Raw genomic sequence first — 16393 nt, forward strand, 5'->3', positions numbered from 1 at the left:
GCAATCACCGCAGTTCACCGGATCCGGCGGCGATCAGGTGCCGCAATTCCACCACCGCGCGCCGCCCCCGATCGGTTTCGGGGATCGCATCGAGCACCGCCGCCGCTCGCGACACCACGATCGTGGTGCGATGTTCGGCCGGCAGCGTGGTGAGCACCCGCGCGGCCAGCGCGCACGCCTCGTCCACCGCGCCCTCGAGGGCGTAGCCGACCGCGATATCCAATTCGATGAGCGCCGGATCGACCACCACATCGGGACTGCCGCGATACAGCTGGAGCGCCTGCTCCTGCACCCGGCGCGCGTCGGCGACACGGCCGAGATTGGTGTAGGTGCCGGAAAGATAGAGCAGCAAACGCTTCTCACCGAACCGGAACGCCTCGTCGGAGGTCATATCGCCGAGTTCGGCGGTCCGCAGCCGCGCCCGCCGCATCGCCGATTCCGCACCGTCGACATCGCCGAGCCGGGCCAGCGCCCGCGCCTCCGCGGCGGCCGCCAGAGCCGTTGCGTCGTCGGTGATCTCGGGCAGTTGCGCCTGTGCGGCCCGGGCCAGCACCACCGCCCGCTCCGGACTGCCGTAGTAATACGGCAGCATCGCGTGCTGGGCCCGCACCCGCGCCCGTAATCGCCGGTTCCCGGTGTCGTCGGCGGCCATCCGCGCGGTGCCGTACCAGAAGTCGGCGCGTTCGATCTGACCCAGTTTCATCAGCGCGTCGGCGATCAGCAGCCCCAGCACCGCGGTGACCTCCGACAGCCGCGACTGAATGGCCGCGGGCTGGCGGCGCGTCGAAATCGACTGCACCTCCAGCACATCGGGCAACACCGTGGCCAATACCTGCGACGGCGGGGTCCGGGTGTAGTTGAGCACGCGCCCGGCGGCCCGCTCCTCCATCAACTCCACCATCGCGGGCCCGATCGTGCAGGCCGCGAGCGTGCGATCGACCTGTGTGCGCGCATCGTCGAGCCGGGCCAGCAGCGCCGCGTCCCCGCTCGACGCCGCGGGCGGCGGAGTGGGAACCGTTCGGCGCGCGAGGGATCGGCGCGAGCCCAGCGCCTGCTCCCCCTCGGCGAGGATCTGCTCGAATCGCTCCCGAACCGGCGCGCCGACCTGAACCAACAGGGTGTCGAGCAACTCCTGGGTGAGCGGCCGCGGGATCACCGTACTCAGTCCGGCCCGCCAGTTGGCGACCGTGGTCATCTCGACACCCAGGTGAGCGGCGAAGTCCCGCACGGATTTTCGCATCGCCTCTTGCAGCGCGACCGCTTCGAACCCGGTCCAGGGGCGACCCAACACCATTGTTACGTCCTTGTTTCAAGCCTCTCTGCCAACAGTAGGCCAACACCAACGCCAACGGTGTGCGATTTCATATCGGTCGGAACACGGCGAAAGTACTAAGTGCATCCGGCGTCGAGGCACAACCTTCGCAGCCGTGACAACCCGAACCGGGCCGGCGATCCCCTTGGTCCGGTTGTCGACGCCGGATGCACCGCTCGCCAGTTGGAGGTACCCGATGGACGCCCCGCCCCCGGATGTCCGAGACCTGTGGCTGGCCGGCAGCCGCAACTGCGCCAGTGAGCCGAGCGATCTGAGCTTCGACAGAGCCCGGTTCATCCTGGCCGTCCACGCCGGGCACGGTGGCGGCTGCCGCCAATACCTGGCCGCGGCGGCCTACTGCTACCGCCGCACCGGCGAACACTGAGCGATCCCCGAGCAACCGATATGCGCGACCCCTGAATCTCGTCCGGCGCAGACCTCGGCTCCCGGCCTTGCCGTGCCGGACGGGAACCCGCCGAGCCGGGCGATGAGGGTCCGGCTCGGCGGGATCCGTCCCGACGCCGAGCCGAATCTGTCGGCCCTTCCACCTATCCTCGTCCCTATGCTCACGCTGCTGCTGTACGTGCTGATCGTCGGCCTGGTCGCCGCGCTGCTGTTCCTGGTCGCGAGCGCGGTATTCGGGCGCGGGGAGGAATTGGGCCCGCTGCCCGAGGGCACGACCGCGACCGTGCTGCCCGCCCAGGGCATCGGCGGCGCCGATGTGCGCGCACTGCGTTTCCAGCAGGTGCTGCGCGGTTACAAGGCCGGTGAGGTGGACTGGGCGCTGGCCCGCCTGGCCGCCCGCATCGATGAACTCGAGACCCAGCTGGCCCAGGCCCGCGGCGAGCACACCGTGACGCAGCCGGGTAACGGCCTGCACGGTGAGGCCCCGGCCATTCCGCAGGTGCAGCCGCCCGCCCAGCTGGTCGAGGATCCGCATGCCGACGCGGGCTCGCGGGACGCCCGATGAGCGCGCCGGTCGACGACGGCAAGGTCCGCTGCGGTTGGGGTGAATCCTCGCAGCTCTATCGCGACTATCACGATCAGGAGTGGGGCCGCCCGCTGCACGGTGAGGACGCTCTGTTCGAGCGGATGTGCCTCGAGGCGTTCCAGTCCGGCCTGTCCTGGATCACGATTCTGCGCAAGCGCCCCGCCTTCCGCGCCGCCTTCGACGGCTTCGTCATCGAGCGGGTGGCCGCGTTCACCGACGCGGACGTGGAACGACTGATGGCCGATTCTGGCATCGTACGCAATCGCGCCAAGATCGAATCGAGTATCGGCAACGCGAGGGTTGCTGCCGATCTTGATCGGCCGCTCGACGAGCTGTTGTGGTCGTTCGCCCCGCCGACGCGCCCGCGCCCGCGCACCCTTGCCGACGTGCCCGCGGTCACACCCGAATCCATTGCTCTGGCAAAAGAACTCAAACGTCGCGGGTTCCGTTTCGTGGGCCCGACCACGGCATATGCCCTGATGCAGGCGACCGGTATGGTCGATGATCATCTGGCCGATTGCTGGGTCGACCCGCGCGGGTGAACACGCGCCGCGGCGGTCGGTTTTCGAACTCAGGTACCCGCCCAGTTCCGTGATGAGGAAGAATAGGCGTGGTGCAGCCCTCCGGGCGCGGATTCTCGCGCGCGGCGGCTGCCTGTTGGTGACAACACACGAGTTCCAAGAAAGTGCGCAGCAGACCGCGCGGATCTGGAGGGAGCAGAGGATGGCGGCCATGAAGCCCCGCACCGGGGACGGTCCCCTCGAGGCAACCAAGGAAGGGCGTGGAATCGTCATGCGGGTTCCACTCGAGGGTGGCGGGCGTCTGGTCGTCGAGCTCACGCCGGAAGAGGCCGCGGCCCTCGGCAAAGAGCTCACCGAAGTCACCAGCTAGTCGCTCGTCGTATCGATGCCGGTGAACTCCGGCGCCGAGCCGCTGACCGCGGTCGCGCGGATACTGGCCTGTCCCGAATGCGGGGACACCCTGACCGTGCGCGATCGCTCATTGGTTTGCGCACGTCGGCACAGTTTCGACATTGCCCGGCAGGGCTACGTGAGCCTGCTGACCGGTGCGTCGACCAAGATGACCGGCGACACCGCCGACATGCTGGACGCGCGAGCCGCCTTTCAGGGTGAACGACATTTCGCCCCGATCGCCGACGCACTGGTCGCGGCGCTGAGCGCCGCCACACCGAATCCGCGCACGCTGCTGGAGATCGGCTCCGGCACCGGTTACTACCTCGCCGCGGCCCTCGACGCCCTCCCGAACGCGGACGGGATCGCCCTGGATGTCGCCAAACCCGCCGCCCGGCGCGGCGCCCGCGCACATCCGCGCGCCGCCTCGATCCTGGCCGACGCCTGGCGCGGCCTGCCCGTGCGCGATGCGGCGCTGACCCATGTGCTGTCGGTGTTCGCCCCGCGCAATCCCGACGAGGTCGCACGCGTGCTCGACCCCGGCGGACTGTTCGTGGTCGTGGCCCCGACCCATCGGCATCTGGCGGAACTGATCGAACCGCTGGGCATGGTCAGCGTCGACTCGACCAAGGACGATCGCCTCGCCGAGGCCCTGTCCGGCCGCTTCGAGCGGATCGATCGCGAACTCGTCGAATATCCGATGAAGCTCGGGCACACCGATATCGGCAATGTGGCGGCCATGGGCCCCTCGGCCCATCACGCGGCCGCGGCCCGGTCCGATCGCATCGCCGCGCTACCGGAGTTCGTACAGGTGACGGCCTCGGTGACGGTTTCGTCGTATCGCCCGCGCTAGCCGCGTACCCTTCAGACGTGGACGCCTCGATTTCCCCTCGAGCCCACGCGATTCCGTATCGCGCCATCGGTTACTGGGTGGCCACCGCGGTGATCGTCGCCGAACTGGCCGTCGGCGGAGTGTGGGACATCGCCCGGATCGACCTCGTGCGCGAGGTGATCACCCATCTCGGTTATCCGACGTATTTCCTGATCCTGCTGGGTATCTGGAAGATTCTCGGCGCCGCGGCGATCATCGCGCCGCGCGACCGCTGGTGAAGGAATGGGCCTATGCCGGGGCGTTTTTCGTCTACACCGGCGCGATCGCCTCGCATCTGACCACCGGCTACCAACGCTGGGAGGCGGTGATCCTGGCGGTGATGACGCTGCTGACCGTCGTGTCTTGGGCGCTGCGGCCCGCCGATCGCTGCCTGCCCAGCCGTCAGCCCTTGCGGATTCGGTCGTAGAGCGCGACGGTCTGCCGGGCGACCTCGGACCAATCGAATTCCGCCATGGCGCGATCGCGGCCCGCGATGCCCATCGCGCGCGCCAGCGCCGCATCGCCTGCCACGGCATTGACCGCCTCGGCCAGGCCGCGCTCGTAGGCCGCGGTGTGCTCGCCGTCGTAGTGCACCAATCGGCCGGTGACGCCGTCGGCCACCACCTCCGGAATACCGCCCACATCCGAGGCCACGACCGCGGTCCCGCAGGCCATGGCCTCCAGATTCACGATGCCCAGCGGCTCGTACACCGAGGGACAGACGAAGACCGTTGCCGCGGCGAGAATCTGGCGCACCTGTTCGGTGGGCAGCATCTCGCGCACCCAGAACACCCCGCCGCGACGCTGCGCGAGCTCGGCCACGGCCTCGGACACCTCGGCCTCGAGCGCGACGGTGTCGGGAGCGCCCGCGCAGAGCACCAGCTGGATGTCCGGATCGAAATCGCGAGCGGCGTGCAGCAGATGGGCGACGCCCTTCTGCCTGGTGATCCGGCCGACGAAGGCCACGATGGGCAGATCGGTGCGCACGCCGAGATCGGCGAGTACGTCGGGGGCCTGGGCGATCGGGCCGCCGGGGTGCCAGGCCTGGGCGTCGATGCCGTTGTGCACCACGTGTACTCGCGCGGGATCGATCGTCGGATAGGCGGCGAGCACGTCGTGGCGCATACCCTCGCTGACCGCGACCACGGCGTCGGCGTATTCCATCGCATTGCGCTCCGACCAGGACGACAGCCGGTAGCCGCCGCCGAGCTGTTCGGCCTTCCAGGGGCGGCGCGGTTCGAGCGAATGTGCGGTCAGCACATGCGGAATGCCGTACAGCGTGGCGGCCAGATGTCCGCTCAGGCCGGTGTACCAGGTATGCGAATGCACCACGTCGACACCGCCGACCGCATCGGTCATGCGCAGTTGCGCCGACATCATCTGCAATGCGGAATTGGCGGCGTACAGCGTCGGATCCGGTTGGTGCACCACGGCATCCGAGCGCGGCACACCCATGCAGTGCACGGTGACATCGCAGATCGCACGCAACCGCGGGACCAGTTGCGTGACATGAACCCCCGCACCGCCGTACACCTCCGGCGGCCACTCACGGGTCAGCATCGCGACCCGCAGCCGCTCCGCGGGCCCCGTCGGCTCTGGACCGTCCTCCGCGCCGAAACTCACTGCTCCAAACTAAACGCTTCGCGCCGACGTTGGCCACCGCGCCCGTCGCGACGCACCGCGGCAGCACCGGATGTTTCCGGCGTCGTTAGGGAAGCGGTACCTGGGGTACGTCTGGAGGAGCAACGAACGCAACAGCGAAACACGGTAGGTTGAGATATGTGAGGAGCCAGCCGCACGTACTCGGGATCGTGCTCGCCGGCGGCGAGGGCAAGCGTCTCTTCCCGCTCACCAAGGACCGTGCCAAACCCGCGGTCCCGTTCGGGGGCGCGTACCGATTGATCGACTTCGTCCTGTCCAATCTGGTCAATGCCGGCTATCTGCGGTTGTGCGTACTCACCCAGTACAAGTCGCATTCGCTGGATCGCCACATCTCCCAGACCTGGCGGCTGTCCGGATTCACCGGCGAGTACATCACTCCGGTGCCCGCGCAGCAGCGGCTCGGGCCGCGCTGGTACACCGGCAGTGCCGACGCCATCATGCAGTCGATGAATCTGATCTTCGACGAGGATCCGGACTACATCGTCGTCTTCGGCGCCGACCATGTGTATCGCATGGATCCGGAGCAGATGGTGCAGCATCACATCGACTCCGGCGCCGGGGTGACCGTGGCCGGGATCCGTGTGCCGCGCGCCGAGGCCAGCGCGTTCGGTTGTATCGACTCCGACGAATCCGGGCGCATCACCGGATTTCTGGAGAAGCCCGTCCATCCGCCGGGGACCCCCGACGATCCCAATGTCACCTTCGCGTCGATGGGTAACTACGTGTTCAGCACGAAGGTCCTCGTCGACGCCATCCGCGCCGACGCCGACAACTCCGACTCCGATCACGATATGGGCGGTGACATCATTCCCGCGCTGGTGACCCAGGGCGAGGCGGGCGTCTACGATTTCGCGCTCAACGATGTGCCCGGTTCCACCGATCGCGACCGCGGCTACTGGCGTGACGTCGGAACCATCGACGCGTTCTACGACGCGCATATGGACCTGGTCTCGGTGCATCCGATCTTCAATCTCTACAACCGGCACTGGCCGATTCGCGGCGCCGCGGAGAATCTGCCGCCCGCCAAATTCGCCCAGGGCGGCCTGGCTCAGGAGTCGATCGTCGGCGCGGGCAGCATCCTGTCTGCGGCCACGGTCCGCAATTCGGTACTGAGCTCCAATGTCTTCGTCGAGGACGGCGCGACCGTCGAGGGCAGCGTGCTCATGCCCGGCGTCCGGGTCGGCCGCGGCGCGGTGGTCCGGCGCGCGATCCTGGACAAGAACGTGATGGTCGGCGAGGGCGAGATCATCGGGGTCGACCTCGAGCGCGACCGCGAACGCTTCGCGGTCAGCAACGGCGGCGTGGTAACCGTCGGCAAGGGCATCTGGGTCTGACTACTGCCACCCCGGCGGCGCCGGCTCCGGACTGGCCGTACAGAACGGATAACAGGACCCCTTGGGAATATCGGTAGCCGGCTCGTGAAAGTCGCTCCCACTCACCAGAAGCAACACCAACAACGCCACGAACACCGCAATCCCCAACACCACAGCCACCAGCACCAGCCACCCCCGCGGCAACAAAGCCTCGACCAGTAGCCCGCGTTCGAACGCCATCACAGCTCCTCTGCGCTACCGAATCGCATACTCGCCCAATAATATCCGCTGCCCCCTCGAAAACCCCCGCCCGCCCCGAGCCGAACACCGAACAACCCGCACACGAACAGCCCACTCACCTCCCCGCGCCCGGCACAGCCACCTCCACCCTCAGCGCAGCCCACTCACCTCCCCCCCGCCCGGCACAACCACCTCCACCCTCAGCGCAGCCCACTCACCTCCCCGCGCCCGGCCGCCAGGCCGGGCGCGGGGTCCTCAGTGAGGTTGGGCTGGGTCCAAAGTTGTGGTGGTGCAGAACGGTTGGCAGGAGCCGGGGGTGGTTACGGGAACCGTGGTGGGATCGTTGTCGAAGTGGGCGCCGCTGACCAGGAGCATTACCAGGAGGGCTATGGAGAGGAGGATGGCCAGGAAGACCAGGGCGGGGCCGAGCCAGCCGGGGGGCATGTGCTCGCCGAAGAACATTCCGTATTCGCCGTAGTCGCCGGCCATGACAGTCCTCCGCATTCGCAGCCGTCGGATACCCGGATGCTTATCGGGCACTGTGTTCGACCCGTCATCGATCGCATACCCATGGTGCGGTACCGAAACCGGCATCGGGTGCCATTTTCGTGACGACGAGAAAAACCTCGGCGGGCGGAGCGGGCGATTTCGTCACGATCGCGAAACTACTGGCGCAGATCTCGCCGGTGGAAACCGAACAGCCCCACCACGATCAACGCGGCGGCGATCACCAGCATGATCACCACGGGCGCGGCCCGGAACGATTCGGCGGGCACCTTGGGCAGGTGGCCGTAGGGATTCAGATCTTGAACCCAATGCGGCATACCGGAAACCGAGCCGAGCAGAAACAGCGCGATCCCCGCGGTGAACAGGCCCCACGCGACCGGCGCCCAGCGCGGCAACCATCCGAACAGCAGCACTGTCACGCCAACCAGCACCCAGATCATCGGCGTCTGCACCAGCGCCGCACCGACCACCCGCGGCAGCTGCCCGCCGATATCGTGCGCGGCCGCACCGTATACCAATCCGCCGATCACACTCGACACCAGCAGCGCCACAACGGGCCCCAGCAGGGCGTAGACCAGATGCGAGGCCGCCCAGCGAATCCGGCCGACCGCCCCGGTGAGCACCACCTCGGCCCGCTGACTGTTCTCCTCCGTATGCAGCCGTAGCGCAGCCGAAATGGCGTACGCGCCCGCGAACATCCCCAGAGCCATGAACCCGGTCGCGAGGAAGGCGTCCTCCATCGCCTGCGACCCACCGAGCCGGGCGAGAATATCCTTCACGGCCTTGCTGTCGCCGAGCTGATCGCCCAACCCGTGCACCACACTGCCGATCAGCAACCCGTACAGCCCCAGCCCCACGGTCCACGCGACCAACGTGCCACGCTGCAGCCGCCACGCGAGCCCGAACGGCCCGCCCAATTCCGCCCCGGCCGCCGCCGGACCCGGCCGCTCGGCGATCAATCCCGCCCCGAGATCACGCCGCCCCAACAGGACATAGGCGATCGCGATCAATACGACCGCCGTCACGACATGCAGTAGCAGCACCGCGAAGTTGTCCTCGGCGAACGGCCGAACCTGCAGCGACCACCCCTGCGGCGACAACCAGCTGAACACACTGGCCGGACCGTCGGCTTCCCGGACATCGCCGACCGCCCGCAGCACGAAGGTCGTCGCCAGCACCGAGAAGGCGATCCCGCGCGCGGTCCGCGCACTCGTGCTCAACTGCGCGGCCACCGCCGCCACCCCCGCGAAGACGATGCCCGACCCGGCCAGCGCGAGCCCGAACGCGAGCGCGCCCCCACCGGGCACCCCAGCGCCCTTGATGCTCACCGCGGCAAGCAATCCGGCGATCAACGCGGCCCCGCACGTGAGCAGCAGCGCCGCGGTCAGATTGGCGTAGCGCCCGACACGCGTGGAGGCCAGCAACTCCTCGCGTCCGGTCTCCTCCTCGGCCCGGGTGTGCCGGATGAGCACGAGGATGGTCGCGATCGCGAGGAAGGTGAAGAACGGCCCCGCCTTCCACAGCCCGATACTGCCCAATTCGGTGCTGTAGGCCGGTCCGTACAGGGCCAGCTCGGCGGGATTGGTATTGATCGTATGTGCGTAGTTGGCCAGATCGGCCGGGGTCGACATGACCTTCTTCGTACTCGTGATGTACGTCGGCCCCAGCGGCAGCGACAGCAGGATCACCCACAGCGGCAATACGATTCGATCGCGGCGCAGATACAACCGCAGCAGTTGCAGCGTCCCGGTGAAATCCGAAGCGCCCCGCGATATCTCGGCCGGACGATGACGTGCGACGACGGCGGTGGTCATTTCGACACCTCCGCCAACTCGTGCCCCGCGCCGCCCCGCGAGTAGTGCCGTAGGAACAGCTCCTCGAGCGTCGGCGGCTGACTGACCAGACTGCGCACCCCGGCATCACCGAGAACGCGGATCAGCTCACCCAGATGTTCGCTGTCGACCTGGCAGTGCAGGGTGCGGCCGTCGATGCTGACATCCTCTACGCCCGGTATCCGGCTGAGATCACCCGGCTCACCGGACAATTCGGCCTTGATCGAGGTGCGCGACAGATGCCGCATCTCGGCCAGCGTGCCGCTCTCCACGGTCCGCCCCTCGCGGATGATCGTGACCCGATCGCACAGCGCCTCCACCTCCGACAGGATGTGGCTGGACAGCAGCACGGTCGTACCGCGCTCGGCCGCCTCGCGGGCGCAGTCCCGGAAAACCTGTTCCATCAGCGGATCCAGGCCCGAGGTCGGCTCGTCGAGCAGCAGCAGCTTCGCGGGGGAGGAGAACGCCGAGACCAGCGCGACCTTCTGTCGATTGCCCTTGGAGTAGGTGCGGGCCTTCTTACGCGGATCGAATTCGAAGCGCTCGATCAGCTCGGCACGCCGGTCGGCGTCGATACCGCCGCGCATCCGGGCCAGCAGATCGATGGTCTCCCCGCCCGACAGCGACGGCCACAACGTGACATCGCCTGGTACATAGGCGATGTCGTGGTGCAGCGCGACCGCGTCGGACCACGGGTCGCGGCCCAGAATCCGGGCCTCGCCCGAGGTCTTGGCGAGAATGCCCAGCAGGATTCGAATGGTTGTCGATTTACCGGCCCCGTTGGGGCCGAGGAACCCGTGCACCTCCCCCTCGGCGACCTCGAGGTCGAGACCGTCGAGGGCGCGCACCTGTCCGAAATGTTTGTGCAGATCTCGGACACTGATTGCCGATGACATCGAATCTCCTTGTGAGATAAGGGTTTCACCGCTTCTTCTCGCGCAGGGTCTCCAGCGCGGAGGAATCGGCGAGCAGGCCATTGGTAAAGATTTCGACCGCCGGCAGCATGACCTGGTCGGCGTAATCGCGTAGCGCTTGTCGATAGTCGAGTTTTCCGTCGTGCCGAGCGGCGTAGAGCTGCAGGAAGAAGAACAGTCCGCCGCCGTTGTGCAGCGCCAGATATCGCGCCGTCGCCTTCGGATCCTTTTGCGGCCGTAGCGTTCCGGCCTCGACACCGGTGGCGAGATAGCCCTCGACATCTTCGACCAGATGCTCGTACAGCGTCACCGTGAGCGACCCCCCGGCTTGGAAACTGCGCATCATATAGGCGATATACGGCGCGAAATCCTCTATCTCCGCAAGGGATTGGAGCAGCGTGCCCGATGTCGGGTTGCGCAGGTACTCCGTCTTCGCCTCGCGTATGAGATCGCGTACGTAATCGTCGCAGGCCGCTCGCAGCCCGTCCTTGGAACCGAAGTGATGGTTCACCAGTCCCGGTGACACACCGGCCGCGGCGGCGATGGCTCGCACGCCCACCCCGAAACCCTCCTCGCCGAAGGCGACGATCGCGGCATCGCGAATGCGGGCGCGAGTGGTCAGATCTTCGGCGGATCCTTCCGATACGGCTGCTCTCTTAAACACATGTTCAATATACTAAACGCGTGTTCAATCGTCACGCAAGAGCCTTGTTACCTGGCGTTTCGTGACATCCGGCCGCTCGATCAGTGGAGATTGCGCCCTTGGAAGGCGGCCAAACCCTCCTCGGCCACGGGGGCGTGCTCACCGCGCCCGCGCCGACTGCCCGCATAGGCCCACTCCCGCACCCCGGCCACCACCCGCGGCAGCAGCTCCACCCCCGGCGGCCGGTTCAGCACCGGATCGAAGAAGCCCGGCGCGGCATGTTCGCCGATCTCCGGACGCGACAGGGTGATCTCGGCCAGCGGGCGGGCCGGACCGAGCAGCGGGGCCGCGTAGAGAACGAACTCCAACCGATGCCCGTCGTGGTACTGCCCCAGCGAGTTCAACGAAACCGTCTGCGGCTGAGCGGAATCCGGTGCCGCGAACACCCATTCGGGCGGGCCGCCGAAGAACGAGTAGGGCATCAGACTGCCGTATCGGGCCGCGGCCCAGCTGCCGACCGGCCGGAGCAGGAACCGACCGATCGGACTCGTACCCGTGGTGGCCAGCGCCAGATCCCAGGGGCGATCCTGCCAATCCAGTACGCGCACAGCCAATCCCAACGCATCCGGAATTGCGGCGGGCATGCTGGTGGCCTTGGAGATGCGCGCCAGCACGGGTTTGTCGGGGGCGCCGATCAGTCCCCTGTAATCGTCGTCGATCGCGTGCAGGGCTCCGGTCAGCGACAGCCCCTCGGGATGAAAGACGCGAGCGTGGCGAACCCGCGCTATGGTCGAAAACGTCTGCGCGACAATACGATCCGGGAGCGCCATGAGATCACCTCAGCTCGGGCCGGAACAGTCGCACCGGCCGGTACATATAGCTGCCGCGATACCCGTTTCCGCGCGGGTTATCCCCGCGACGCGCAGAGCAATCCGTCGCCGACCGGAATCAGCACGCTGGTCAGATCCGGATCCTCGGCGATGGCGCGGGTGGCCGCCCGTACGGCCTGGGTGGCCGGATCACGTTGCGCCGGATCGGGAACCCTCCCGCCGAGCAGCGCGTTGTGCAGCAGGATCGCCCCACCCTCGCGCAGCAGCCGCACGGCCTGCGCGACGTACTGCGGATGTTCGAGCGGGGCGGCGTCGATGAAGACCAGATCGTAGGCCCCGTCGGCCAGGCGCGGCAGCACATCCAGGGCGCGGCCGTTGATCAGCCGGGTGTGCGCGGGCGGTATCTCGGCCGTGCGGAACGCCTCCCGGGCCGCGCGCTGATGTTCCGGTTCGGAGTCGATCGTGGTCAGCGTGCCGTCCTCACGCATGCCGTCCAGTAGCCACAACCCGCTGATGCCCGCGCCCGTACCCACCTCGACGACCGCCCGCGCGCCCAGCAACTGGGCGTACATGCTCAGCAACGCACCCACCGACGGCGGCACCGGCGCGGCGCCCAACTCGGTGGCCCGTTCGCGCGCCGCCACGAGAATCTCATCCTCGACGACCGATTCCTCGACATAGGCGAGGTTGCGCTGCAGGGCCGCTGCGGTGGATAACTGACTCACGGGTATGAGGCTAACGGCGGAGGACCGCCCGCGTGGCGAACGACGAGCCCGCTGGCGCGGGCAATCGGGGTACAGCGGGGACGCAATCGGGGGTTCGAAGGTCGCGATCGGGGTTTGCCGAGAATTTTTTCTCAGGTGTCCCTCAGCCTCCCCATACGACGGGCACATCGGGACCCGACAAAGTAAGGGCTACGCAAAGGCCGACCGACCACCGGACGGCGCCACCGGGAACAACCGGAACCGAAATTCGGTTGCTTTCCGTACACGAACCAGTGTCGTGTGTAGGTGCCGGCCACGGTCCCGAGTAGGAGGTAACCCCATCCACATGGTCGATGCGGCGCGTGAGTACGCCCACCTGCCCGAATCGGGCCTGCCGATCGACGGTACGGCCGATTACGAGCTGCCCACTGCCGACGGCGGCGACCCCGCCCTCGAAGAATCCCTGTCCGGAACCGCGGCCTTCGATGCCACCGGTGACCGCGACATGATGCCCACCTGGGACGAACTGGTCCGCGAGCACGCCGACCGGGTCTACCGGCTGGCCTATCGCCTCACCGGCGATCCCCAGGACGCCGACGATCTGACGCAGGAGACCTTCATCCGCGTCTTCCGGTCGCTGTCCAATTACCAGCCCGGCACATTCGAAGGCTGGCTGCATCGCATTACCACCAACCTGTTCCTGGACATGGTCCGCCGGCGCAACCGCATCCGCATGGAGGCGCTGCCCGACGACTACGACCGGGTGCCCTCCGAGGGCCCGGATCCCGAACAGGCCTATCACGACGCCCGTCTGGACCCCGATCTGCAATCCGCGCTCGACTCGCTGGCCCCGGAATTCCGTGCGGCCGTGGTCCTGTGCGATATCGAGGGCCTGTCCTACGAGGAGATCGGCGCGACACTGGGTGTGAAGCTGGGCACCGTGCGCAGCCGCATCCATCGCGGACGCCAGGCACTGCGGGAGTACCTTGCGCATAATGGTTCTCAGCAGCGGTTCGCCGCTGACGAGAAGGTCGGGTGATCCCGGCCGCTACCAGGCGGCCGATCCCGGCGCAGCTGTTATCCGTCGGAAGGGTGTGCACCGTATGAGTGGCGAAGATGCCGCGGCCAACCGGCCCCGATTCGCCCCCACCGAGCATCTGGCCAGTGAGGCCATTGCCGCCTACGTCGACGGCGAGTTGCGCATGAATGCCTATCTGCGCGCCGCCGAACATTTGGCGAAGTGCCCGGAATGCGCATCCGAGGTCGAAGCGCAGCAGCAGGCCCGCATCGCATTGCGACAGGCCGCGCAGCATCAGATCTCCGCTCCCACCGATCTGCACGACACCCTGAGCCGCATTCCGCTCGCCGACCTCACCGGACACGGCATGGAGGAAATGTCGCGCGGCACGAGTTTCCTCGGGCTGCGGACGGATTCGTTCCATTTCGTGTCCGACAGCAGGCGGTGGACCGGGTGGTGGCGCAAGTAGAGTTCACCAAGTGACCTCCGAATCCACGAACGCCGGATCGACGTCCGATGACCGGAGCGCTGCGGCGCAACGCGGTGCCGCGACGGATTCGGCGGCCGACAGGGGGAACCTGAGGCCGCCGGACGCACCCGTCCTGGGTCCACGCCCGGTCTATCGACCGCATATCGATACCCACACCACGCGGGCGTTCCGTCGCCCCGCCGGGCAGGCCGGTTCCTTCGCTCCGCACACCCCCGCCACGGCGACCCCGCGCAACGACGGTCCCGAATTGGTGAATCGTCCCCCGGACGGAGTGCTGGCCGAGGCGTTCGCGCGCCCCGCGGGTTCCACCGAACTGCTGCAACGCGATCCGGACGCGGCCGAGGACAACGGCGCGCCCGCCGGTCCGGCCGATCCGTGGCGCGATCCGCAATCCGGCGCCCGGCTCGGCGCGCCCGCGATCGCCACGCCGCGGGCGCAGGAGCTGCCCCGGGCCACCAAGCTGAGCGCGCGCGAGGTGCTGTTCGGCGGCCGGATCGCGCCCAAGGCGCTGGCGATTCTCGGTGTCGTGGCGCTGGCGATCGGCGTGGTCGGCGGACTGGTCGGCCGGTTCACCGCGGAGACCACCTCCTCGCTCACCTCGCACAAGGTCGCCCTGCAGCAGGAGAGTTCGACCGACAAGCCGCACGGGCAGATCGCCAAGGTGGCCGACGCGGTGCTGCCCTCGGTGGTCTCCATTCGCGAAACCGTCGGCGACAACGGCGCTCTCGGCTCGGGCGTGGTGATCGACGGCAACGGCTACATCGTCACCAACAATCACGTGATCTCGATGGCCGCCACGGACAAGACCGGCCGCGCCAAGATTCAGGTCACCTTCTCCGACGGCACCCGGGCCCCGGCCAAACTGGTCGGCCGCGATCCCAAGACCGATCTCGCGGTGCTCAAGGTCGACGTCAAGAATCTGACCGTGATCCGGCTCGGCAAATCCGGCGATGTGCAGGTCGGCGACGATGTGCTGGCCATCGGTTCGCCGCTGGGCCTGCAGAAGACCGTCACCTCCGGCATCGTCAGCGCGCTGCACCGGGCGATGGTGGAAACGCCGGAGGCGGGCGACGATTCGGCCGGCGCGTTCGACGCCGTGCAGACCGATGCCGCGATCAATCACGGCAACTCCGGTGGCGCGCTGGTGGACAGTCAAGGTCGGTTGATCGGTATCAACACCGCGATCCGCAGTGAGAGCGGCGGTTCGGTCGGTCTCGGCTTCGCGATTCCGGTCGATCTGGTGCAGCACATCACGCAGACCATCATTCGCGACGGCCAGGTGCACCACCCGGTGCTCGGCGTGAGCGCTCGCAACAAGCAGGTCGAGAACGATGTCCTCAGCGGTGCGCAGGTGGCCGATGTGCAGCCGGGCAGCGCGGCCGCCAAGGCGGGTATCGCCGAGGGCGACATCATCGTGAAGGTCGGCGACCGCGATGTGACCGAGACCCCGGAGCTGACAGTGGCGATCCAGTCGCATCAGATCGGCGAGACGGTGAACATCCAATTGATCCGGGACGGCCGGCGGGTGGACGTTCCGGTGACGCTCGAATCGGACTGAGCCGACCCCTGCGGGCTACCTCGGCCGGTGCGAGTCGGCCCAGGTAGCCTGTCTGTGTGTTCAATATCGGCTGGCCCGAGATGGTGATCCTGGTGGTCGCCGCATTGGTGATCCTGGGTCCCGAGCGGTTGCCGGGGGCGATCCGCTGGACCGCTCAGAGTCTGCGGCAGGTGCGTGATTACGCCAGTGGCGCGACCACCCAGTTGCGCAGTGAGCTCGGACCCGAGCTCGACGAATTGCGCAAGCCGCTGGAGGAGCTCAACGAGTTGCGCCGGCCGTTCAACGAGTTCCGCGGTATGACGCCGAAGTCGATGGTGACCAAACATCTGCTCGACGGCGATGATTCACTGTTCACGGGAAAATTCGACAAACCGACCAGTACTTCCATCGGTTCGGAATATTCCCCGCCGCCGACATATACGCCGCCGGAGCCCCCGAAACCACTGGCGCGCAATGAAAAACCGCCGATCGACTTCGACGCGACATAACAATTTCCGCTCGTTGCCGCGGGTATCGCGGTCCATTCGGGCTATTGGGACGGATCGACGCAGGTAAACGCGTTACCTCGGGAAAAATAGCGGCCGGTTGGTCGTCAAG

Annotated in this window: 21 protein-coding genes; 12 read left to right on the forward strand and 9 right to left on the reverse strand. The window is 67.4% G+C overall.

The window, feature by feature from the left end; all coding sequences use genetic code 11:
• Positions 1-4: 4 nt before the first annotated feature.
• Positions 5-1294 carry an NsdA family TPR-like regulatory protein gene (locus NP4_RS23575; protein ID WP_147287802.1) on the reverse strand — a complete coding sequence of 430 codons (1290 nt, stop codon included), beginning with the start codon at positions 1292-1294 and terminating at the stop codon, positions 5-7.
• A gap of 214 nt (positions 1295-1508) precedes the next feature.
• Here NP4_RS23575 and NP4_RS23580 point away from each other — a divergent pair, with 214 nt between their 5' ends.
• The 7 genes from NP4_RS23580 to NP4_RS42750 all read left to right on the forward strand — a co-directional run bounded on the left by NP4_RS23580 (position 1509) and on the right by NP4_RS42750 (position 4512).
• On the forward strand, positions 1509-1697 hold the full coding sequence (locus NP4_RS23580) for a hypothetical protein (RefSeq protein ID WP_068001751.1): 189 nt from the start codon (positions 1509-1511) through the stop codon (positions 1695-1697).
• Positions 1698-1874: 177 nt separating this feature from the next.
• Positions 1875-2282 carry a DivIVA domain-containing protein gene (locus NP4_RS23585; protein WP_245996848.1) on the forward strand — a complete coding sequence of 136 codons (408 nt, stop codon included), beginning with the start codon at positions 1875-1877 and terminating at the stop codon, positions 2280-2282.
• Entirely contained in the window at positions 2279-2845 is a 567-nt protein-coding gene (locus NP4_RS23590; RefSeq protein WP_068001755.1) for a DNA-3-methyladenine glycosylase I, read from the forward strand. Before NP4_RS23585 ends, NP4_RS23590 begins: the two co-directional genes overlap by 4 nt.
• 181 nt (positions 2846-3026) lie before the next feature.
• Entirely contained in the window at positions 3027-3194 is a 168-nt protein-coding gene (locus NP4_RS40165; RefSeq protein ID WP_019929283.1) for a DUF3117 domain-containing protein, read from the forward strand.
• 15 nt (positions 3195-3209) lie between these two features.
• Positions 3210-4067: a putative RNA methyltransferase gene (locus NP4_RS23600; protein WP_068001758.1), complete on the forward strand. Its 858-nt coding sequence runs from the start codon at positions 3210-3212 to the stop codon at positions 4065-4067.
• Between the two features lie 17 nt (positions 4068-4084).
• On the forward strand, positions 4085-4324 hold the full coding sequence (locus tag NP4_RS42745; RefSeq protein ID WP_245996846.1) for a DoxX family protein: 240 nt from the start codon (positions 4085-4087) through the stop codon (positions 4322-4324).
• Positions 4321-4512: a hypothetical protein gene (locus NP4_RS42750; RefSeq protein ID WP_245996844.1), complete on the forward strand. Its 192-nt coding sequence runs from the start codon at positions 4321-4323 to the stop codon at positions 4510-4512. Before NP4_RS42745 ends, NP4_RS42750 begins: the two co-directional genes overlap by 4 nt.
• Here NP4_RS42750 and glgA read toward each other — a convergent pair.
• Entirely contained in the window at positions 4488-5657 is a 1170-nt protein-coding gene (gene glgA, locus NP4_RS23610; protein ID WP_068002106.1) for a glycogen synthase, read from the reverse strand. The genes NP4_RS42750 and glgA overlap by 25 nt on opposite strands.
• Positions 5658-5866: 209 nt before the next feature.
• Here glgA and glgC point away from each other — a divergent pair, with 209 nt between their 5' ends.
• Positions 5867-7081 carry a glucose-1-phosphate adenylyltransferase gene (gene glgC / locus NP4_RS23615; RefSeq protein ID WP_068001761.1) on the forward strand — a complete coding sequence of 405 codons (1215 nt, stop codon included), beginning with the start codon at positions 5867-5869 and terminating at the stop codon, positions 7079-7081.
• Here the strand turns inward: glgC and NP4_RS23620 are convergent, their stop codons facing one another.
• The 7 genes from NP4_RS23620 to NP4_RS23650 form a co-directional block, all read right to left on the reverse strand.
• On the reverse strand, positions 7082-7300 hold the full coding sequence (locus NP4_RS23620; protein WP_068001764.1) for a hypothetical protein: 219 nt from the start codon (positions 7298-7300) through the stop codon (positions 7082-7084). It abuts the gene before it with no gap.
• A gap of 255 nt (positions 7301-7555) precedes the next feature.
• Positions 7556-7789 carry a hypothetical protein gene (locus NP4_RS23625; protein WP_245996843.1) on the reverse strand — a complete coding sequence of 78 codons (234 nt, stop codon included), beginning with the start codon at positions 7787-7789 and terminating at the stop codon, positions 7556-7558.
• A gap of 176 nt (positions 7790-7965) precedes the next feature.
• Complete coding sequence (locus NP4_RS23630) at positions 7966-9621, reverse strand: ABC transporter permease (protein ID WP_068001769.1); 1656 nt, start codon at positions 9619-9621, stop codon at positions 7966-7968.
• A complete protein-coding gene (locus NP4_RS23635) occupies positions 9618-10535 on the reverse strand; it encodes an ABC transporter ATP-binding protein (protein ID WP_068001773.1) in 918 nt (305 codons plus the stop codon). The genes NP4_RS23630 and NP4_RS23635 overlap by 4 nt, the downstream gene beginning before the upstream one ends.
• Positions 10536-10560: 25 nt before the next feature.
• Positions 10561-11217, reverse strand: coding sequence for a TetR/AcrR family transcriptional regulator (locus tag NP4_RS23640; RefSeq protein WP_068001775.1), 657 nt, complete (start codon positions 11215-11217; stop codon positions 10561-10563).
• 80 nt (positions 11218-11297) lie between these two features.
• On the reverse strand, positions 11298-12026 hold the full coding sequence (locus NP4_RS23645; RefSeq protein WP_068001778.1) for a hypothetical protein: 729 nt from the start codon (positions 12024-12026) through the stop codon (positions 11298-11300).
• A gap of 77 nt (positions 12027-12103) precedes the next feature.
• Positions 12104-12751, reverse strand: a complete 648-nt coding sequence (locus tag NP4_RS23650; protein WP_068001781.1) for an O-methyltransferase — start codon at positions 12749-12751, stop codon at positions 12104-12106.
• Positions 12752-13076: 325 nt separating this feature from the next.
• Between NP4_RS23650 and sigE the strand changes: the two genes are divergently transcribed.
• The 4 genes from sigE to tatB all read left to right on the forward strand — a co-directional run bounded on the left by sigE (position 13077) and on the right by tatB (position 16284).
• Positions 13077-13769: an RNA polymerase sigma factor SigE gene (gene sigE, locus NP4_RS23655; RefSeq protein WP_082876167.1), complete on the forward strand. Its 693-nt coding sequence runs from the start codon at positions 13077-13079 to the stop codon at positions 13767-13769.
• A gap of 64 nt (positions 13770-13833) precedes the next feature.
• On the forward strand, positions 13834-14217 hold the full coding sequence (locus NP4_RS23660) for a zf-HC2 domain-containing protein (RefSeq protein ID WP_068001784.1): 384 nt from the start codon (positions 13834-13836) through the stop codon (positions 14215-14217).
• Between the two features lie 10 nt (positions 14218-14227).
• Positions 14228-15796, forward strand: a complete 1569-nt coding sequence (locus tag NP4_RS23665; protein ID WP_068001786.1) for a trypsin-like peptidase domain-containing protein — start codon at positions 14228-14230, stop codon at positions 15794-15796.
• A gap of 80 nt (positions 15797-15876) precedes the next feature.
• On the forward strand, positions 15877-16284 hold the full coding sequence (gene tatB, locus NP4_RS23670; RefSeq protein ID WP_373863862.1) for a Sec-independent protein translocase protein TatB: 408 nt from the start codon (positions 15877-15879) through the stop codon (positions 16282-16284).
• Positions 16285-16393 lie beyond the last annotated feature (109 nt).

Source organism: Nocardia pseudobrasiliensis NBRC 108224 (assembly GCF_001613105.1).
Classification (GTDB): Bacteria; Actinomycetota; Actinomycetes; order Mycobacteriales; family Mycobacteriaceae; genus Nocardia; species Nocardia pseudobrasiliensis.